Origin of the sequence: Brevundimonas naejangsanensis, assembly GCF_003627995.1 — a bacterium.
GTDB lineage: Bacteria > Pseudomonadota > Alphaproteobacteria > Caulobacterales > Caulobacteraceae > Brevundimonas > Brevundimonas naejangsanensis_B.
In genome coordinates this window covers 1,219,429-1,237,271 of the sequence record NZ_CP032707.1, presented here as the reverse complement: position 1 = coordinate 1,237,271, position 17,843 = coordinate 1,219,429, and the positions used below count along the sequence as shown (strand labels likewise).

Annotated in this window: 18 protein-coding genes and 1 pseudogene; 8 read left to right on the top strand and 11 right to left on the bottom strand. The window is 69.8% G+C overall.

Going from position 1 to position 17,843, the window contains the following annotated elements:
• Window positions 1-2: 2 nt before the first annotated feature.
• Together D8I30_RS05820 and D8I30_RS05815 are read left to right on the top strand one after the other, a co-directional pair.
• On the top strand, window positions 3-941 hold the full coding sequence (locus D8I30_RS05820) for an alpha/beta fold hydrolase (protein ID WP_121481904.1): 939 nt from the start codon (window positions 3-5) through the stop codon (window positions 939-941).
• A gap of 84 nt (window positions 942-1,025) precedes the next feature.
• Complete coding sequence (locus D8I30_RS05815; protein ID WP_121481903.1) at window positions 1,026-3,065, top strand: transglycosylase domain-containing protein; 2,040 nt, start codon at window positions 1,026-1,028, stop codon at window positions 3,063-3,065.
• 187 nt (window positions 3,066-3,252) lie between these two features.
• Here D8I30_RS05815 and D8I30_RS05810 read toward each other — a convergent pair whose 3' ends face one another.
• The 3 genes from D8I30_RS05810 to D8I30_RS05800 all read right to left on the bottom strand — a co-directional run bounded on the left by D8I30_RS05810 (window position 3,253) and on the right by D8I30_RS05800 (window position 5,941).
• Window positions 3,253-3,966: a M48 family metallopeptidase gene (locus tag D8I30_RS05810; protein WP_121481902.1), complete on the bottom strand. Its 714-nt coding sequence runs from the start codon at window positions 3,964-3,966 to the stop codon at window positions 3,253-3,255.
• Entirely contained in the window at window positions 3,932-5,212 is a 1,281-nt protein-coding gene (locus D8I30_RS05805; protein WP_121483412.1) for a polyhydroxyalkanoate depolymerase, read from the bottom strand. Before D8I30_RS05805 ends, D8I30_RS05810 begins: the two co-directional genes overlap by 35 nt.
• 96 nt (window positions 5,213-5,308) lie before the next feature.
• Window positions 5,309-5,941, bottom strand: coding sequence for an SCO family protein (locus tag D8I30_RS05800; RefSeq protein ID WP_121481901.1), 633 nt, complete (start codon window positions 5,939-5,941; stop codon window positions 5,309-5,311).
• 68 nt (window positions 5,942-6,009) lie between these two features.
• On the opposite strand from D8I30_RS05800, the gene D8I30_RS05795 reads away from it, so the two are divergent.
• Both D8I30_RS05795 and D8I30_RS05790 read left to right on the top strand, forming a co-directional pair.
• Window positions 6,010-7,506, top strand: coding sequence for an ActS/PrrB/RegB family redox-sensitive histidine kinase (locus D8I30_RS05795; protein WP_240387346.1), 1,497 nt, complete (start codon window positions 6,010-6,012; stop codon window positions 7,504-7,506).
• A 69-nt stretch (window positions 7,507-7,575) separates the two neighbouring features.
• The gene (locus D8I30_RS05790) at window positions 7,576-8,154 is read left to right on the top strand and encodes an ActR/PrrA/RegA family redox response regulator transcription factor (RefSeq protein ID WP_121481900.1); all 579 of its coding nucleotides are present in this window, start codon (window positions 7,576-7,578) and stop codon (window positions 8,152-8,154) included.
• 87 nt (window positions 8,155-8,241) lie between these two features.
• Here D8I30_RS05790 and mmcB read toward each other — a convergent pair.
• The 3 genes and pseudogenes from mmcB to thpR all read right to left on the bottom strand — a co-directional run bounded on the left by mmcB (window position 8,242) and on the right by thpR (window position 9,963).
• Window positions 8,242-8,687 (bottom strand): annotated as a pseudogene (gene mmcB / locus D8I30_RS05785) (DNA repair putative endonuclease MmcB).
• A 170-nt stretch (window positions 8,688-8,857) separates the two neighbouring features.
• Window positions 8,858-9,427, bottom strand: coding sequence for a GNAT family N-acetyltransferase (locus tag D8I30_RS05780; protein WP_121481899.1), 570 nt, complete (start codon window positions 9,425-9,427; stop codon window positions 8,858-8,860).
• Window positions 9,424-9,963 (bottom strand): RNA 2',3'-cyclic phosphodiesterase, encoded by a 540-nt coding sequence (gene thpR / locus D8I30_RS05775; RefSeq protein ID WP_121481898.1) that lies wholly within the window; start codon window positions 9,961-9,963, stop codon window positions 9,424-9,426. Before thpR ends, D8I30_RS05780 begins: the two co-directional genes overlap by 4 nt.
• Before the next feature lie 125 nt (window positions 9,964-10,088).
• On the opposite strand from thpR, the gene D8I30_RS05770 reads away from it, so the two are divergent.
• Window positions 10,089-10,838: a Bax inhibitor-1/YccA family protein gene (locus D8I30_RS05770; RefSeq protein WP_121481897.1), complete on the top strand. Its 750-nt coding sequence runs from the start codon at window positions 10,089-10,091 to the stop codon at window positions 10,836-10,838.
• A 293-nt stretch (window positions 10,839-11,131) separates the two neighbouring features.
• Here the strand turns inward: D8I30_RS05770 and D8I30_RS05765 are convergent, their stop codons facing one another.
• On the bottom strand, window positions 11,132-11,473 hold the full coding sequence (locus D8I30_RS05765; RefSeq protein WP_121481896.1) for a DUF2794 domain-containing protein: 342 nt from the start codon (window positions 11,471-11,473) through the stop codon (window positions 11,132-11,134).
• Between the two features lie 137 nt (window positions 11,474-11,610).
• On the opposite strand from D8I30_RS05765, the gene D8I30_RS05760 reads away from it, so the two are divergent.
• From D8I30_RS05760 to D8I30_RS05750, 3 genes are all read left to right on the top strand, one after another.
• Window positions 11,611-12,408: an enoyl-ACP reductase FabI gene (locus D8I30_RS05760; protein WP_162938918.1), complete on the top strand. Its 798-nt coding sequence runs from the start codon at window positions 11,611-11,613 to the stop codon at window positions 12,406-12,408.
• 267 nt (window positions 12,409-12,675) lie between these two features.
• A complete protein-coding gene (locus tag D8I30_RS05755) occupies window positions 12,676-13,848 on the top strand; it encodes a benzoate/H(+) symporter BenE family transporter (protein ID WP_121481894.1) in 1,173 nt (390 codons plus the stop codon).
• A 103-nt stretch (window positions 13,849-13,951) separates the two neighbouring features.
• On the top strand, window positions 13,952-14,125 hold the full coding sequence (locus D8I30_RS05750) for a YegP family protein (RefSeq protein ID WP_121481893.1): 174 nt from the start codon (window positions 13,952-13,954) through the stop codon (window positions 14,123-14,125).
• A 42-nt stretch (window positions 14,126-14,167) separates the two neighbouring features.
• Here the strand turns inward: D8I30_RS05750 and D8I30_RS05745 are convergent, their stop codons facing one another.
• The 4 genes from D8I30_RS05745 to ffh all read right to left on the bottom strand — a co-directional run bounded on the left by D8I30_RS05745 (window position 14,168) and on the right by ffh (window position 17,662).
• The gene (locus D8I30_RS05745; RefSeq protein WP_121481892.1) at window positions 14,168-14,887 is read right to left on the bottom strand and encodes a glutathione S-transferase N-terminal domain-containing protein; all 720 of its coding nucleotides are present in this window, start codon (window positions 14,885-14,887) and stop codon (window positions 14,168-14,170) included.
• A gap of 68 nt (window positions 14,888-14,955) precedes the next feature.
• Window positions 14,956-15,483 (bottom strand): ribosome maturation factor RimM, encoded by a 528-nt coding sequence (rimM, locus tag D8I30_RS05740; protein WP_121481891.1) that lies wholly within the window; start codon window positions 15,481-15,483, stop codon window positions 14,956-14,958.
• Window positions 15,484-15,592: 109 nt separating this feature from the next.
• Entirely contained in the window at window positions 15,593-16,105 is a 513-nt protein-coding gene (rpsP, locus tag D8I30_RS05735) for a 30S ribosomal protein S16 (protein WP_121481890.1), read from the bottom strand.
• A 24-nt stretch (window positions 16,106-16,129) separates the two neighbouring features.
• Window positions 16,130-17,662, bottom strand: coding sequence for a signal recognition particle protein (gene ffh / locus D8I30_RS05730; protein ID WP_121481889.1), 1,533 nt, complete (start codon window positions 17,660-17,662; stop codon window positions 16,130-16,132).
• Window positions 17,663-17,843 lie beyond the last annotated feature (181 nt).

Genomic DNA, 17,843 nt, shown 5'->3' with positions numbered 1-17,843 from the left:
ACATGAACCACCGCACTGCCCTCGCCGCCGCCCTTCTCGTCCTGGCTTCGCCGATGGCGGCCCAGGCCCAGGACGGGCGCGCGACCCCCGCCCACGCCGCCGACGGCCACCAGCACGCCGCCTTCGCCTCGGACCGGCTGCACGTCTGCGTCGACGGGCCCGAGGGCGCGCCCGACCTGATCCTGATCCCCGGCCTGTCATCCTCGCCCGCCATCTGGCAGGGCACGGTCGACCACCTGGCCGGGCGCTACCGCGTCCACCGCATCCATGTTCAGGGCTTCGCGGGCGCTCCCGCCCAGGGCAATGCGACGGGCCCCGTCGCCGCCCCCGTGGCCGAGGAGATCGCCCGCTACATTCGCGAACAGGGACTGAACAAGCCCGCCGTCGTCGGCCACTCCATGGGCGGGACCATGGGCATGATGCTGGCCGCGCGTCATCCCGACCTGGTCGGCAAGCTGATGGTCGTCGACATGATCCCCTTCATGGGGGCCATGTTCGGCCCTCCCGGAACCACCGCCGAGAGCGTCGCCCCGGTCGCCGATCAGGTCCATGCCGCCCAGGCGACCGCGCCCCGCGACCAATACCTGGCCCAGGCCAAGGCCTCGGTCACCGGCATGATCAACACCGAAGCCGCGCGCGCCGGCCCCCTGCGCGACGTCGAAACCAGCGACCAGCAGGTCTCGGCCGCCGCCTTCCGCGAACTGATCGCCACCGACCTGCGCCCCGAACTGTCGAAGATCACCGCCCCGGTCGAGGTCCTCTACGTCAAGTTCAACGACGCGCGCATGACCGACGCCCTCACCGACACCGTCTATCGGATGTCGTTCTCGACCCTGCCCGGCGCCAGGCTGAAGCGGATCGACGACAGCGCCCACTTCATCATGCTGGACCAGCCGACGGCCTTCCACGGCGCCTTGGACGCCTTTCTTTCGGCGAAATGAGTCCACACGCTTCCGTTACTGAAAACGGGGGCGTTTTCGTCGGCGGCGTGAACGGCTAGGGTTCGCGCCGCTGATGCTGAAGGGATGTTCATGGCGCGCAACGACCGCGGACCCGACCGAAACGATCAGGGCGGAGGAAAACCGCGCCGTTCCCTCATGGGGCGCCTCTTCTACTGGGGCGCGGTGCTGGCCGTCTGGGGCCTGATCTTCGCCGTCGTCTTCTTCGCCGTCTTCGCGCGCGACCTGCCCGACACCTCCAGCCTGTACAAGGTCGAGCGCCAGCCCTCGATCACCTATCTGGACCGCTCCGGCGCCCTGATCGCAGTGCGCGGCACCCAGATGGCGCCGCCGGTCGACCTCGACGCCCTGCCCGACTACGTCCCCGCCGCCTTCGTGGCCATCGAGGACCGCCGCTTCTACCATCACCCCGGTTTCGACCCGATCGGCATGAGCCGGGCCATGGCCTCCAACCTGAAGGCCGGGCGCGTGGTCCAGGGCGGCTCGACCATCACCCAGCAGCTGGCCAAAAACCTGTTCCTGACGCCCGATCAGAACATGAAGCGCAAGGTCCAGGAGCTGATGCTGGCCGTGTGGCTGGAGATGAAGTTCTCCAAGAAGGAGATCCTGGCCCTCTATCTGAACCGCGTCTATTTCGGCGCCGGCGCCTACGGCATCGAGGCCGCCTCGCAGCGCTATTTCGACAAGAGCGCGGACAAGCTGACCGTCGGCGAGGCCGCCCTGCTGGCCGGCCTGCTGAAGGCGCCCTCGCGCTATTCCCCGGTGTCCGAGAGCCAGCGCGCCGCTGCCCGCGCCAATGTCGTGCTGAACGAAATGGTCGAGGTCGGCGCCATCACCCCGGCCCAGCGCGACGCCGCCGTGGCCGAACCGGTGCGGGTGTCCAAGACCCTGGCCAGCCAGCACGCCCAATACTTCATCGACTGGCTGGACAAGCAGATCCGCGGCCTTGTCGGCGAACCGACCGAGGACATGGTGGTCGAGACCACCCTGGACCTGACGCTGCAGACCGACGCCGAACGCGCGGTGCGCCGCATCCTGGACCGCGACAAGGGCAAGGGCGTCGAGCAGGCCGCCCTGGTCGCCCTGGACGGCGAGGGCCGGGTGCGCGCCATGATCGGCGGCGGCTCCTACGGCGACAGCCAGTTCAACCGCGCCGTGGACGCGCGCCGTCAGGCCGGCTCGGCCTGGAAGCCCTTCGTCTATCTGGCGGCGGTCGAGGCCGGCTACACGCCCGAAACCCCGGTGGTGGACCAGCCCGTGACGATCGGCGGCTGGTCGCCGCGCAACTACTCGGGCAATTTCGTCGGCGAGATGACCCTGGCCCAGGCCGTGGCCCAGTCGACCAACACCGTCGCCGCCTATGTCGCCGACCAGGTCGGCCGCGACGCCGTGGCCCGCGCAGCCCGGCGCCTGGGCATCACCAGCGAGATTGGCCTGCAGCCGTCAATGGCCCTGGGCGCCGTCGAGGTCAGCCCGCTGGAGATGGCCCAGGCCTATGACGCCTTCGCCAACGGCGGCCGCCGCGTCGAAGCCTGGGGCATCAGCCGCATCCGCACCCCGTCCGGCCGGGTCATCTATTCGCACGGCCCCTCCGACGGCGGCCAGGCGATCAACAACCCGCCGCTCTACTACATGAACCAGATGCTGCGCGGGGTGATCACCTCGGGCAGCGGCCGCGCGGCGGCGATCGGCGGGCGCGACATCGCCGGCAAGACCGGCACGACCTCGGATTACAAGGACGCCTGGTTCGTCGGCTACACGGGCGGCTTCGTCGCCGCCGTCTGGGTCGGCAAGGACGACAACAAGCCGATGGCCCGCGTCACCGGCGGCGCGGCGCCCGCCGCCATCTGGCGCGGCTTCATGGAGGCGGCCCTGCCCAGGTTGGCCGTCCAGCCCATCCCCAACGGCCCGCCCCTGCCCGAGGGCTGGATTCCGCCGGACCCGGTCGGCGACCTGATGGGCCAGGTCCAGGACCCCTACGCCGAGAGCCCCCCCTACGACGGCGCCCCGCCGCCGGTGGTCATCGACGGCCAGGCGCCGCAGGGTCGTCCGGCCCCGCCGCCCGCGCCCCAGCAGGAACGCCGCCCGGACGCCCTGTTCTTCTGAGCCGTCTTGCTTCTCCCCTTGCGGGAGAAGGTGGCCCGTCAGGGCCGGATGAGGGGTTTCTCCGCGCTGGAGACAGCGGGCCGGGTTGAGATCGCGAGACCCCTCATCCGTCAGGCTTCGCCTGCCACCTTCTCCCGCAAGGGGAGAAGGATTTGGGTGCGCTAACGCCTTCGACTGCTTGAGCGCCCTATCCGCCCACCGCGTGCAGCGCCGCGCCTTGCTCGCGCAGCCAGCGGCGGTGCGGGCGATGGTCCCCGACCAGGTGCGCCACCACCGCCCAATAGGCCGGGCTGTGGTCGGCGTGGACCAGGTGGGCGACCTCGTGGGCGGCCAGGTAGTCGGCCACGGCGGGCGGGGCCATGATCACCCGCCAGGAATAGCGGATCGAGCGGTTGTGCGGGCTGCACGAGCCCCAGCGCGAACGGGTGTCGACGATGGACACCTTCACCGGCTTCTGCCCCAGGGTCTTCAGGTGGACTTCGGTCCGCTCGGTCAGGAAGTCGCGCGCGGCGCGGCGGAACCAGTTCTCGATGCGGCGCGAGAAGGCCTCGCCCTCGCCGCCCGAGCGCAGCACCGGCCCCTCGGCCGTCTCGACCAGGCGCGCCGCCCCGGCGCCGCCTGTCGCTTCGAGCCGCAGCGGGCGGCCCAGCCAGGTCACCACCGCGCCGGGTTCGAGCGCCAGGGTCTCGGCGCGCGCCGCCAGCCGGTCGGCGATCCACTCCGTCTTGGTGCGGGCGAAGGCCACCACCTCGTGCAGACGCCGCTCGCTGGGAGCCACGGCCACGGCCTCGCCCGCGCGGGCGTCGATGCGGATCGACAGCCTTCGCGCGCGCGGATTGACCGACAGCCTCAGGGCGCCCCCGCCCTCAAGCGGCAGCCGTTGACCGTTCCGATACGACACTCAGGCTCTCGTTCTGGGCGATGAAGTCGCGCACGCGAGGATAGATCTCCTCGCGGAAGCGGCGGCCGTTGAAGACGCCGTAGTGGCCGACCTTGGACTGGACGTGGAGCAGGCGCCGCTCGTCGGGGATGTTGGGCGTCAGGCCGTGCGCCGCCTGGGTCTGGCCGACCCCGGAGATGTCGTCCATCTCGCCCTCGACCGTGGCCAGGCCGATGTCCGTGATCGCCGTCAGATCGACCGTCTGGCCGCGATGCTCCAGCAGGCCGCGCGGCAAGAGATGCTGCTGGAAGACGATGTCGATGGTCTGGAGATAGAACTCCTCGGTCAGGTCCAGCACCGACAGATATTCGTCGTAGAACTGCTCGTGCTTCTCGACCCCGTCGCCGTCGCCCTCGACCAGGCTTTCGAAATAGCGGCGGTGGGCGTCGACGTGCTTGTCCTCGTTCATCGACATGAAGCTGTAGAGCTGGACGAAGCCCGGATAGACCCGCCGCCCCACGCCCGGATAGGGCCAGGGCACGGTGTGGATCATGTTCGACCGGAACCAGGTGAAGGGCTTGGCCTCGGCCAGCTGATTGGTCACCGTCGGCGACAGGCGCGCGTCGATGGGCGAGCCCATGAAGGTCATGGAGGCGGGGCGGTTCGGATCGTCCTCGGCCGCCATCACGGCGCAGGCGGCCAGCACCGGCGGTCCGGGCTGGCAGACTCCGACGACGTGGGCGCGCGGCCCGACCGCCGCCAGCATGGCGCGCACGTGGTCGATGTAGTCGTGGAAGTCGAAGCGCCCCTCCAGCATCGGCACCTGACGCGCGTTGGTCCAGTCCGCGACATAGACGTCGTGGTCCTGCAGGAAGGTCTCGACCGTGCCCCGCAGCAGGGTGGCGTAGTGGCCCGACAGGGGCGCCACGATCACCACGGCGGGCGCCGCCGCGGGCTTGCCCGCGCGCTTCAGGTCGCCGACGTGGCGGGCGAAACGCACCAGGCAGCACCAGGGCGAGGACCAGACCACCTGCTCGGTCGTGCGGACGGGCTGGCCGTCGATCGTGATCGTCTCCAGCCCCCAGTCGGGCTTGCCGTAACGGCGCGTCAGGCTCTCGAACACCTCGGCCGTCGCATAGGCGGTGCGGCCGATCGCCGTGTCCGACGCCGGATTGAGCGGAGAGGTCCAGAACCGGCGCGCCATCTGCGCCCCGATCCGGAACGGCGTCGCCGAATGATAGGCGAGCTCGTGGAAAGCGTAGAGCATGAAACCCCGACTGCGGCCCCCGCCGATGCGGACCCCGATCATACAGGGCGCCGCGCCGCAAAAAAGACCGCGCGCACGCCGTTCAGGGAAAGGTGATCAACCCTTCTCCATGGCGTTCTCGATCAGGGTGGCGGTGCGGCTCGGCCCCAGGTCGTGGGCCACGGCGTTGCGGAACTTGCCGTCCGGCCCCATCAGATAGACGGTCAGGCCGTGGTTCATGGTGTAGCCCTCGCCCTCCCCGACCTTCTGATAGAAGGCGCGGTATTCCCTGGCGACCTTCGCCACCTGTTCGGGCGTGCCGGTCAGGCCGATGACGCCCTTGGGAAAGCCGTCCGACGACAGGTAGTCCTTCAGCATCTGCGGCGTATCGCGCTCGGGGTCGATGCTGATGAAGACGATCTGCACGGCCTTGGCCTTGTCGCCCAGGTCGGTCTCCAGGCGCTGCTGCACCGCGTTCAGCACCCCGAGCGTGGTCGGGCAGTAGTCGGGGCAGTAGGTGAAGCCGAAGAAGACCAGGCTCCACTTGCCCTCCAAGATCTTCTCGTCGACGACCTGGCCGTCCTGGTTGGTCAGGGTGAAGGGGCCGCCGACCAGGGGCTGGCCGGTGGCGCTGTCGACCGTCTGCGCCGCCTGCTGGCGGCCCCCGACCACCACCATGGTGATGAGGCCCAGCGCCAGGGCGATGACGGCGCAGGCGGCGGCGAACAGGATCACGGGGCGGCGGGGCATGGCGTCTCCTTTGCCCGGCCGCGCCGGAACGCCGTGCAGCCGGAAGTCGCCCGGTCTATAGAAGACGCGTGACCCCTACAGAAGCCCCCTCCCTGTCGCAGGCCGCAGCCCTTGTCGCCGGGGCCGCCGGCGAACTGGCCGGCCTGCCCGACCTGCCCCGGCGCGGGCGCGGCCTGTCGCTGCGCACCCTGATCGTGCTGCGCTGGCTGGCCATCCTCGGCCAGACCTCGGCCGTGCTGACCGCCTATCTGGCCCTGCACTTCCCCCTGCCGCTCGGCCCCTGCCTGGCCGCCATCGGGGCCAGCGTCGCCATGAACCTGGCCACCATGGCGCGGGCGCGGCGGGTCGACGGCAGCCTGCCAGACGGGCCGAGGACGGCGGCCCAGCTGGGCTTCGACATCCTGCAGCTGGCCACCCTGCTGGCCCTGACCGGGGGGCTGGCCAACCCCTTCTGCCTGCTGCTGGTGGCCCCCGTGACCATCGCGGCGGCGGCCCTGCCCGCGCGTCAGGCGGTGATCCTGGGCGTCATGGCCCTGATCGCCGTGGGCTTCCTCTTCTACTGGTCCCTGCCCCTGCCGTGGCGCCTGCACGAGCATCTGGAGCTGCCGGGCCTCTATCGCCTGGGCTTGGGCCTGGCCCTGGTGACGGGGGTGCTGTTCACCTCGGGCTACGCCTGGAAGGTGGCGGCCGACGCCGACAAGCTGGAGCTGGCCCTGGCCACCACCCAGGACGTGCTGCAGCGCGAACAGAGGCTGGCGGCCCTGGGCGGGCTGGCCGCGGCGGCCGCCCATGAGCTGGGCACGCCCCTGGCCACCATCCAGGTCGTGGCCAAGGAGATGCTGCGCGACGCCGCGCCCGACAGCCCGGCGGCCGAGGACGCCGCCCTGATCCTGCAGCAGGCCGAGCGCTGCCGGGGCATCCTCAAGCAACTGTCGACCCAGCCCCAGGACGGCGACGCCCTGTTCGCCGACATCGACCTGAAGGCCCTGCTCGAAGAAGTCACCGATCCGCACCGGGGCTTCGACCTGGCCTTCGAGATCGCCGTCAAGGCCCCGCCGGGCCAGCCCGTGCCGCGCGTCCACCGCCTGCCCGAGATCGTCCACGGCCTGTCCACCCTGGTCGAGAACGCCGCCGACTTCGCCGCCCAGCGGGTGCGGCTGACGGCCATCGTCGACGCCGGCTGGATCGAGATCGACATCGTCGACGACGGCCCCGGCTTCTCGTCCGAAATCCTGCCGCGCCTGGGCGAGCCCTATGTGACCAGCCGCCCCCAGGCCAAGGCCCGCCGCGCCCTGGCGGCCCAGATCGCCGCCGCCTCGCGCCCGGCCCGGCGCGGCCGCCGCAGCCCGCCGCCGCCGGTCACCGCCCCCATCGCCCCCAGCCAGGGCGGCATGGGCCTGGGCTTCTTCATCGCCCGCACCCTGCTGGAGCGCAGCGGGGCCAAGGTCTCGGTCGGCGCCGGGGACGGCGAGAAGGGCCAGCCCAAGGGGGCGCGCGTCTCCATCCGCTGGCCCCGCCAGGCCCTCGAAGCGCCGGTTTCCGCGATGGAGGTCGGTGGAACCTGATGTCGCAGTCGTCGGCTTCGCTCTTGACCCTGCGTCTTCGACGCACGACCTGAACCGCAGGAGAACCGCATGTCCGACCTCGAGACCCAGACTGCCGCCCAAGTCGCGGCCCAAGTCGCCGCCCTGACCGACAAGTCCCTGCTGCTGCTGGACGACGATCAGGCCCTGCGCACCCGCCTGGGCCGTGCGCTGGAATCGCGCGGCTTCGTCGTCGCCCTGGCCGGTTCGGTGGCCGAGGCCAACGACGCCCTGCGCCAGTCGGTCCCGGCCTTCGCCGTGCTGGACATGCGGCTGGAGGACGGCAACGGGCTGAAGGTGGTCGAAATGATCCGCGAGCGGCGCGAGGACGCCCGCATCGTCATGCTGACCGGCTACGGCGCCATCGCCACGGCGGTCGCGGCGGTCAAGGCCGGCGCCGTCGACTATCTGCAGAAGCCCGCCGACGCCGACGACGTGGTCAAGGCCCTGCTCTCGACCGGCGAGGCGCCCGAGCCGCCGGAAAACCCGATGTCGGCCGACCGCGTGCGCTGGGAGCATATCCAGCGCGTCTATGAACTGTGCGACCACAACGTCTCGGAAACCGCCCGCCGCCTGGGCATGCACCGCCGCACCCTGCAACGCATCCTGGCCAAACGCGCGCCGCGATAGGCTGCGCCTATCGCTTCATTTTGGGGCGCTATGCTCGCGACGCGGTCGCTCGCGGCTTGAGCGCGACTGCGCCTGACGATCTCGCGATCAGTCCCGCATCGTCCTGAGCGCGCCCAGCCGGGCGAAGGCCAGGGTCAACGCCTTGCGCCGCGCCGGAGCCAAGGGCGTGGCGGGGGCGTCGCGCACCACCGCCCCGCCGAAGCCGTCGGCGACGATCAGACCCGGCTCGTCCGGCAGGATTTCTTGCGGAAACTCCGGCGCCACGGCGAAGTAGAAGGCGTCGCAGAACGGCCCGTACTCGTGCCATTTGCGGTCGACGCGATAGTCGTCGATCCCCGACTTCACCTCGCAGATGACGATGTCGCCCTTGGGCCCCAAAGCCATGACGTCGGCGCGTCGCCCGTTGGGCAGCCCGACCTCCAGCAGGGGGCATAGCCCAGGTCCAGCATCAGCCGCGCGGCCCCGCGCGTGACGGACAGGGTCGTCTCAGGACGGCTGAAGACCAGTTCGAGATGAAGGGCGGCGGCGGCCATGGGTCTTTATGTTCTGCCTATGTTCCAACCGCAAGCGCCGCCTTTCCTCCCCATGCAATGGGGGGGGGGACCACGAAGTGGTGGAGGGGCTATCTCGGCGGAACCAGGCGGCCCCTCCGTCACGTCGGCTACGCCGCCGCGCCACCTCTCCATGTCATGGGGAGGAGAGATCACCGCCTCAGTTTCAGACGGTTCACCCGCCACTCGTCCCGCGTCTGGCCCCACAGGTTGAGCGGCATTTCGTGGAAGGGCGGCGGCGCCCGGCCCGGCCCGCGGTTGGTCGAGCCCAGCCGTTCGGCCACCTTCTCCGAGGCGCGGTTGTCCGGGTCGATGCAGTGGATGACGTCGGGCCAGTCCAGCTCGTCGAAGGCGTAGTCCATGGTCGCCGCCGCCGCCTCGACCGCATAGCCCTTGCCCATGGCGTCGCGGTGCAGGCTCCAGCCCACCTCGCGGCCCGGCCAGTCGTAGGGGTGCAAGGGGCCGATGCGGCCCATCCAGTCGCCGGTCGTCTTCTCGATCACCGAGAACATGCCCTCGCCCTGCAGGGCCCACATGCCCGCGACCGAGGCGATGGTCCGCCACACCTGATGCCTGGACTGCGCCCCGCCGATGAAGCGGGTCGTTTCAGGGTCAGCCTGGAACTCGGCCCAACGGGGGAAGTCCTCCAGCGTCGGCGGGCGAAGGAACAGGCGTTCCGTCTCCAGCGTGGGCCCCAAGGGCGAGGTCGGACGCTCGATCACAGCCGATACTCCCGCTCCAGCGTATAGACGCTGCCGTCGCCGGTCAGGACGCTGGAATAGAGGCCGAAGCGGTCGACCCGGATCGGCGGCGACTTCAACAGGTTGTGCCCGGCGATCCAGGCGCCTATGCGGTCCGGGTTCGCCTGGGGCTTGAGGTAGGCCAGGGTGACGTGCGGCCGGTATTCGCGCTTCTCCGGCGGGACGCCCGCCCGCTCGCCCGCCGCGCGGCAGCGCCCGGCCAGGACGTTCAGCGGCTCCGAGCGCTCCACCCCGGCCCACAGCGTATGGGTGCGGTGGGCGTCGCCGAAGGCCCCGACGCCGTTCAGGACGATCTCGAAGGCGCCCCCGCCCTCGGCCCGGCTCAGCTCCGAGGCCAGGTCGTCGGCCGTCCGCTCGGACGCCTCGCCATAGAAGGCCAGGGTGACGTGCAGGGCCTCCAGCGGCCGCCAGCGCGCGCCGGGCAGGCCGGACTGGCGGCGCGCCAGGGTCTCGGCGACGTCCTCGGGGATGGCGATGGCGGTGAACAGGCGCAGCATGCGACCCTTGGTAGCGGGCGGAACGCCCCTTCGGAAGACGGGTTTTTCTTGCAAGGACGCCGCGCCGTCCCGATATTTCCGCCAAAGGTCGGGATTTCCCGGCCGATTGGGAGACTTGTTTCGCGATGAGCGATTTCAACAACGGTTATGCGCGCCCGCTTCCGCAGTCGGCGGACATGTCCGTCGACGCCGGCCTGCGCGCCTTCATGCTGGGCGTCTACAACAAGCTGGCGATCGGCCTGGTCGTCGCGGGCGCCCTGGCCTACGTCACCGGCAACGTCCCGGCGGTGCAGCAGCTGCTGTTCGCCCGCATGCCCGACGGCCGCATCGGCCTGACCCTGCTGGGCATGATCATCCAGTTCTCGCCGCTGGTCATGCTGTTCGGTTCCATGTTCTTCATGAAGAACCCGACGGCCAAGGGCGTGAACATGCTCTACTGGGCCGTGGTCGCCACCATCGGCGCCGGTCTGGGCGTGCTGTTCCTGCGCTATACGGGCGGTTCGCTGGCCTCGACCTTCTTCGTCACGGCGGCGGCCTTCGGCGGTCTCAGCCTGGTCGGCTACACGACCAAGAAGGACCTGAGCGGCATGGGCACCTTCCTGATCATGGGCGTGATCGGCCTGATCATCGCCATGCTGGTCAACATGTTCCTGCAGTCGGGCGTGATGTACCTGGTCATCTCGGGTCTGGGCGTGCTGATCTTCTCGGGCCTGATCGCCTATGACACCCAGCGGCTGAAGATGACCTACTACGCCCTGGGCGGCGACCAGAACGCCATGGGCGTGGCCACGGGCTTCGGCGCCCTGAGCCTGTTCATCAACTTCATCAACCTGTTCCAGTTCCTGCTGGCCTTCATGGGCGGCAGCCGGGAGTAGAGGCTTGATAAGCGCGCTATGGCCGTGACGCGGTCACGGCCGACTTGAGCGTCGGCCTCAAGCAGCCCGAAGGGCGATAGGCCCACAAAGAACGAGGCTCCGACGGCGACGTCGGGGCCTTTTTCTTTTTGGCGTCACTGCCCTCCCCGCCACGCCGTCATCCTCGGGCTTGACCCGAGGATCGGGTTGTCCGCGCGCGCGGCGCCAACCGTCGAGGACGCATCGTCGCTCGTTCCTCGGGTCAAGCCCGAGGATGACGACAGAGAGGCCAAGGGCGACGGACCCCGCCCGCCCTACTCCACCACGCTGAACTTGCGGCTGTCGAACACCCGCAGCACCTGGACCAGGTCCCGGCCGCGCTTCAGCACATGGCCGCCCTCGCCGATCACGGCCCACTGGCCCTGCTTCAGCCGCAGGGCGGGACGTTTCTCGATGCGATAGGCGGGGGCGTCGCCGTGGCGTCGGAAGACGGCGAACTCGGCGTGGTCCCTCGCCCCGGCCATGGCGTAGTCGCGCCACTCGCCCGCGGCCACCATCCGTCCATAGACCCGCAGCATCTGGTCCAGTTCGCGCCGGTCGAAAAAGATCGGCACGGCTTGCGGCTGCGCGTTCGGACTGTCGACGTCGAAGCTCATGGCTCCAACTTAGGCCCCCGATCGCCAAACGCCAGCGTCAGCGCTCCACTTGTCACCCGCCGCGCGGGCGTCCAAAAGGCGCGTCAACGATCTGATTTGACGGAGACGAACCCATGGCGACGAGCGAAGGCTGGGACATGCCCACCGGCGACCTGATGAAGGGCAAGAAGGGCCTGATCATGGGGGTGGCCAACTCCAGTTCCATCGCCTGGGGCATCGCCTCCCAGCTGGCCGCCCAGGGTGCCGAGCTGGCCTTCACCTATCTGGGCGAGGGCCTTGAGCGGCGCGTGCGCCCGCTGGCCGAAAGCGTCGGCGCCAAGCTGCTGATCCAGGCCGACGTCACCGACGACGCCTCGATGGACAAGGCCTTCGAGGAGCTGGAGAAGGAATTCGGCACGATCGACTTCGTCGTCCACGCCATCGCCTTCGCCAACAAGGACGAGCTCAAGGGCTCCTTCGTCGACAACACCTCGCGCGACAGCTTCCTGCTGGCCATGAACATCTCGGCCTTCAGCTTCGTCGACGTGGCCAAGCGCTCGGCCAAGCTGATGCCCAACGGCGGCTCGATGATCACCCTGACCTACCTCGGGTCCGAGCGGGTCATCCCCAACTACAACACCATGGGCGTGGCCAAGGCCGCCCTTGAGGCCGCGACCCGCTATATCGCGCGCGATCTCGGTCCGAAGGGCATCCGCGTCAACGCCATCTCGGCGGGCGCCATGCGCACCCTGTCGCTGGCCGGCATCTCGGGCGGGCGCGGCCTGCACTCCAAGTCGGCCCAGTTCTCCCTGATCAAGGAAGAGACCTCGATGGAAGGCGTCGCCGGCGCCGCCCTGTGGCTGTGCTCGGACCTGGGCCGCTCGACCACGGGCGAAGTCGTTCACGTCGACGCCGGCTTCCACGCCGTCGGCCTGCCGGACGACATGGAGGGCTGATCCCGACCGGGCTTCGGCAAAGACAGAGGGCCGTCGGGCGAACCGGCGGCCCTTTTTCAAATCTCCCTTCCCCCTCGATGGGGGAAGGGCCGGGGATGGGGGTGAAGGCACAACGCTGAAGCAGTGGCGCCTGAGACGCCTCGACGTCTCCCGAACTCACCAAGACGCCGCCTGCTCGCACCCCCACCCCACCCTCCCCCATCGAGGGGGAGGGCTTTTGAGCGCTTTCTTCTTTCGACGCGCCGCCGCCCGGCCTAGCTTGGACGCATGAGCCCATCGCGCCTGCCTCCCCCCGCCAGCGTCTCGGCCGCCGCCGTGGCGACCGTCGTCGGCTTCGGCGGGACCGTGGCCCTGGTGGTGCAGGCGGGCCAGGCCATGGGCGCTGCGCCCGCCCAGATCATCTCCATGGTCACGGCCCTGTGCCTGGGCATCGGCCTGCCCGGCGCAGTGCTGAGCTGGCGGCTGAAGATGCCCGTGGTGCTGGCCTGGTCGACGCCGGGCGCGGCCCTGCTGGCGGCCTCGACCCTGGGTCTGGGGTGGTCGACCGCCGTGGGCGCCTTCGTCATCGCCGGGCTGATGATGGTGCTGACGGGACTGGTCCCGGCCCTGGGACGGCTGGCCGAGCGCATTCCGGCCGCCGTCGCCTCGGCCATGCTGGCGGGGGTGCTGCTGCCCTTCTGCCTCAAGCTGTTCCTCGTGTTCCCGACCGATCTGACCCTGGCGGCGGGCCTGCTGCTGGTCTTCCTGGTCATGCGGCGGCTGGCGCCCGCCTGGGCCCTGCCCGCCGTTCTCGTCGCCGCCGTCGCCGTGCTGGCGGTTCGCGGCCAGGTCGCCCTGCCCGCCGGGACCGGCCTGTTCGGCAGCCTGGCCCCAGTCCTGCCCGCCTTCGACTGGAAGGCGGCGGTCAGCCTGGCCCTGCCCCTGTATCGGGTGACGCTGGCGTCGCAGAACCTGCCGGGCCTGGTGGTGCTGAGGGCCGCCGGCTACGCCCCGCCCGCCGGAAAACTGATCTTCTGGGGCGGCCTGACCAGCACGCTTCTCGCCCCCTTCGGCGCGCATGGGGTCAACCTGGCCGCCATCACCGCCGCCATCTGCACGGGGCCGGACGCCCATCCTGACCCCGCGCGGCGTTGGACCGTGGGGGTGATCTACGGCCTCTTCTACCTGGTCGTCGCCCTGTTCGCCGCGCCACTGGCCGGCCTGTTCATCGCCATGCCGACGGGGGCGCTGGCCGCCATCACCGGCCTGGCCCTGATCGCGCCGCTGACGGGATCGCTGGCGGCCATGATGGGTGAGGCCAGGGACCGCGAGGCGGCGGTGCTGACCTTCGCCGCCACGGCCTCGGGCGTGGCCCTGTTCGGAGTCGGCTCGGCCTTCTGGGGGCTGGCGGTCGGCTTCATCGCCCTGGCGGCGCGGCGCTGGATTCCGGCCCGGGCCTGATCCGCCCTTACCCCGTTTTACAGTTCACGCCCTTTACGCCCGGAGCGGAGCCGTGGCAGCCTTTGGCCCTCGGCCGACTTACGGCCGTCAGAGCGAGGCGACCATGGCGCACAAGTTCGAAGTCTATCAGGACAAGGCCGGCGAGTTCCGGGTCCGGTTCAAGTACAACTCCGAGATCATCTTCTCGACCGAGGGCTATTCCGACAAGTCGGGCGCCAAGCGCGCGATCGAGTCGATCAAGAAGCACGTCGGCGACGCCCCGATCGAGGAAGTCTGAGATCGCGCGGGGGCGCGGCGCACCGCCCGCCCCCGCCTCCCTTCACGGCCGCGCCGGAATGGTCAGCCCTCGCTGCACGGCCGGGCGCGCCAGGCCGCGCTCCAGCCAGGCGGCGACGCGCGGGAAGTCGGCGAACCCGACCAGGTCGCCCGCCTCATAGAAGCCGATCAGGTTGCGCACCCAGCCCAGCATGGCGATGTCGGCGATGGTGTAGTCGTCGCCCATGATCCAGTCGCGGGCCTCGCCCCCGTCATTGGCCAAACGCCCTTCCAGAACGCCCAGCAGACGTCGGGACTCGGCGACGTAGCGGTCGCGCGGCCGCTTGTCCTCGTAGTCGCGCCCGGCGAATTTATGGAAGAAGCCGACTTGGCCGAACATCGGCCCGATCGCCGCCATCTGGAAGAAGACCCACTGCAGGGTCTCGTAGCGCGCGGCCGGATCAGCGGGCAGGAAGCGCCCGGTCTTCTCGGCCAGATAGACCAGGATGGCCCCGGATTCGAACAGAGGCAGGGGCCGACCGCCCGGGCCGTCGGGGTCGATGAGGGCGGGGATCTTGCCGTTGGGATTCAGCGACAGGAACTCCGGCGTCCAGGTCTCGTCCTTGCCGATGTCGACCAGGTGCGCCTCATAGGGCAGGCCCAGCTCCTCCAGCAGGATGGAGACCTTGACCCCGTTGGGCGTCGGCAAGGAATAGAGCTGCAGCCGGTCGGGATGCTGCGGCGGAAACCGGCGGGTGACGGGGAAGGCGGACAGGTCGGCCATGGGACGCTCCGGCTGGGGACAGGGCTCCTATGTCGGAAGCGGCGCCGCCATCCGCAACCGTCGCGGCGTCAGTCCTCGTCGCGGTCGCTGACCTCGGTCGGACGAACGATGCGCAGCCAGCCTTCGCCGATGTGCAGCTCCGGCGCCGCCTCGCGGGTGAAGGGCAGGTACCAGGTCGGGCCGCCCTCGGCGGGGGCGATCTCGAGCATGTCCGAGGCGCCGAAATTCTGCACCGACTTCACCTTGCCGACCACAGCGTTGGACGGATCGCGCGCCTGAAGGCCGACCAGGTCGGTCAGGTAGAACTCGTCCTCCTCCGGCTCGGGCAGGGCGTCGCGGGTCACGAACAGCTTCTGGCCGCGCCGGGCGTCGGCCTCCTCCTTGGAGGCGATCTCCTTGACCCGGGCCACCACCCCCGCCTTGTCCGGGCGCGCCGAAAGCAGGGTCAGCACCGGCCTGCCGTCAGCGCCCAGAAGCGGCGAATAGCCGACCAGGGCCATGGGGTCGGCGGTATAGGCGCTGATGCGCACCTCGCCCTTCACGCCGAAGGCGCCGCCGATCTGGCCCACCAGGATCAGTCTGTCTTCGTTGCTCATACCGGGCTCCGTTTACCGATGCGATGGGGTCCAGATAGCAGAAAAGCAGCGCCCCGGAAGGACGCTGCTTTCCCGTTTCAACCGGCCGCAGCCGGATGAAAAGTAAGGCTTAGGCCTGTTCTTCGGTCGCCTCAGCGGCGGCTTCGGCAGGCGCTTCAGCCGCAGGGGCTTCTTCAGCCGGAGCTTCTTCCACGGCCGGAGCGGCGGCAGCGGCGGCGGCGGCTTCAGCGGCCTCGGCCTTGGCGGCGGCTTCGGCTTCCAGGCGGTCGGCTTCACGCTGGGCGCGCTCGGCGGCGCGTTCTTGGGCCTTCTTGCCCGGCTCGGCCTTCTTCGGGTTGTTGCCCTGGGCCCACTGGACCTTGCCGGCCAGCGCTTCGTCCTGGCTCTGGCTGATGAAGCGAGCGACGCGGTCGGTCGGCTGGGCGCCCTTGCCCAGCCACTCGGCGATGCGGTCGGCCTTCAGGACGATGCGCGGGGTGGCGCTGTCCTTCGGCAGCATCGGGTTGTAGCTGCCGACGCGCTCGATGAACTTACCGTCGCGCGGAGCGTGCGAGTCGGCGATGACGATGTGGTAGTAGGGGCGCTTCTTGGCGCCGCCGCGGGCCAGACGAATCTTCAGCATTTTCAGTCTCTTTCTAGGAAGTCGTTAGTTCTTTTTGGGGAAGCCCGGCAGGCCCGGAAGGCCCCCCGGAAGTTGTCCGCCGCCCAGACCCGCCAGGCGGTCCTGAATGGCTTTCATTTCATCGGCCGAGGGCTCGGGCATCTTGCCGCCGCCCAGGGCCTTGAGGCGGGCCATGTCGGGGCCCCCGCCCATGCCGCCGCCCATGCCGGGCAGACCGCCCATCATGGCGGCCATCTTCTGCAGGTTCTTGCCGCCGCCCTTGGACAGGGACTTCACCATGTCGGCCATCTGCCGGTGCTGCTTCAGCAGGCGGTTGATGTCCTGGACCTCGACCCCGGCGCCCTTGGCCACGCGTTTCTTGCGGCTGGCGTTCAGCAGGTCCGGCTTCTTGCGCTCGGCCTTGGTCATGGAGTTGATGACGGCCAGCTGGCGGTCGATCATCTTGTCCGAGACGTTGTTCTCGGCCATCTGGTTCTTCAGCTTGGCCACGCCGGGCAGCAGGCCCATGATGCCCTGCAGACCGCCCATCTTCTTCATCTGGTTCAGCTGACCGGCCAGGTCGTCCAGGTCGAACTGGCCCTTGGCCAGCTTGCGGGCCATCTTCTCGGCCTTGGCCTGGTCCAGCTCGCCCGCGGCCTTCTCGACCAGGGCGACGATGTCCCCCTGGCCCAGGATGCGGCCGGCGACGCGGCGGGCGTCGAAGACGTCGAGGGCGTCGACCTTTTCGCCCGCGCCCAGATATTTGATCGGCAGGCCGGTGACGGCGCGCATCGACAGCATGGCGCCGCCGCGCCCGTCGCCGTCGGCGCGGGTCAGCACCAGACCCGTCAGGGGCAGACGCTCATGGAAGGCGGCGGCGGTGCGCACCGCGTCCTGGCCGGTCAGGCTGTCGGCGACCAGCAGGGTCTCGACCGGCTTGGCGATCTCGGCGACCTCGGCCACCTCGTTCATCAGCCCTTCGTCCAGGGTGATGCGGCCGGCGGTGTCGAGGATCAGGACGTCGAAGCCCTGAAGCTTGGCCGATTGCAAGGCGCGGCGGGTGATCTGGACCGCGCTCTCGCCCGCCACGATGGGCAGGGTCGCGACCTCGATCTGCTGGCCCAGGGTCGCCAGCTGCTCCATGGCCGCCGGACGACGCGTGTCCAGCGAGGCCATCATGACCTTCTTGCGGTCGAACTTCGACAGGCGCAGCGCCAGCTTGGCCGAGGTCGTGGTCTTGCCCGAGCCCTGCAGACCGGCCATCAGGACGACGGCGGGCGGGGTGGCGTTGGTGTTCAGCGGAACCGGCTCTTCGCCGCCCAGCATGTCGACCAGGCCGTCATAGACGATCTTGATGACCTGATCCGCGGGCTTGACCGCACGGATGACTTCCTCGCCGGTCGCGGCCGTCTTGGCGCGGGCGATGAAGTCCTTGACCACCGGCAGGGCGACGTCGGCCTCGAGCAGGGCGACGCGGACCTCGCGCAGGGCCTCCTCGACATCCTTTTCGGACAGGGCGCCGCGCCCGGTGATCCGGTCGAAGACGCCTGTCAGCCGCTCGTTCAGAGCCTCGAACATTCAAACCCTTTCATGCGCCTGGGCCGTGGGCCTCCTAGAGAAACGCCCATAGGCGGGCGACCTCTGCGAACGATCACGTCGACAGAGGCCCTCTCCGTCCTCGTCCTGAAGAAAAATCAGGGGTCGTGACGGTGGAGGCGCAGGTTCAATTGCGCCGGAAGTCGCGGCTTATGGCGGAAAA

What these genes read in the sequence shown, in the direction of transcription:
- D8I30_RS05770 (WP_121481897.1), top strand. Translation starts at nt 10,089, where the DNA reads ATGAGCGATTTCAACAACGGTTATGCGCGCCCGCTTCCGCAGTCGGCG.
- rpsP (WP_121481890.1), bottom strand. Translation starts at nt 16,105, where the DNA reads ATGCTGAAGATTCGTCTGGCCCGCGGCGGCGCCAAGAAGCGCCCCTAC.
- rimM (WP_121481891.1), bottom strand. Translation starts at nt 15,483, where the DNA reads ATGAGCAACGAAGACAGACTGATCCTGGTGGGCCAGATCGGCGGCGCC.
- D8I30_RS05760 (WP_162938918.1), top strand. Translation starts at nt 11,611, where the DNA reads ATGCCCACCGGCGACCTGATGAAGGGCAAGAAGGGCCTGATCATGGGG.
- D8I30_RS05805 (WP_121483412.1), bottom strand. Translation starts at nt 5,212, where the DNA reads ATGCTCTACGCTTTCCACGAGCTCGCCTATCATTCGGCGACGCCGTTC.
- D8I30_RS05800 (WP_121481901.1), bottom strand. Translation starts at nt 5,941, where the DNA reads ATGCCCCGCCGCCCCGTGATCCTGTTCGCCGCCGCCTGCGCCGTCATC.
- D8I30_RS05765 (WP_121481896.1), bottom strand. Translation starts at nt 11,473, where the DNA reads ATGAGCTTCGACGTCGACAGTCCGAACGCGCAGCCGCAAGCCGTGCCG.
- D8I30_RS05745 (WP_121481892.1), bottom strand. Translation starts at nt 14,887, where the DNA reads ATGGCCGACCTGTCCGCCTTCCCCGTCACCCGCCGGTTTCCGCCGCAG.
- thpR (WP_121481898.1), bottom strand. Translation starts at nt 9,963, where the DNA reads ATGCTGCGCCTGTTCACCGCCATCGCCATCCCCGAGGACGTCGCCGAG.
- D8I30_RS05820 (WP_121481904.1), top strand. Translation starts at nt 3, where the DNA reads ATGAACCACCGCACTGCCCTCGCCGCCGCCCTTCTCGTCCTGGCTTCG.
- D8I30_RS05755 (WP_121481894.1), top strand. Translation starts at nt 12,676, where the DNA reads ATGAGCCCATCGCGCCTGCCTCCCCCCGCCAGCGTCTCGGCCGCCGCC.
- D8I30_RS05750 (WP_121481893.1), top strand. Translation starts at nt 13,952, where the DNA reads ATGGCGCACAAGTTCGAAGTCTATCAGGACAAGGCCGGCGAGTTCCGG.
- ffh (WP_121481889.1), bottom strand. Translation starts at nt 17,662, where the DNA reads ATGTTCGAGGCTCTGAACGAGCGGCTGACAGGCGTCTTCGACCGGATC.
- D8I30_RS05815 (WP_121481903.1), top strand. Translation starts at nt 1,026, where the DNA reads ATGTTCATGGCGCGCAACGACCGCGGACCCGACCGAAACGATCAGGGC.
- D8I30_RS05790 (WP_121481900.1), top strand. Translation starts at nt 7,576, where the DNA reads ATGTCCGACCTCGAGACCCAGACTGCCGCCCAAGTCGCGGCCCAAGTC.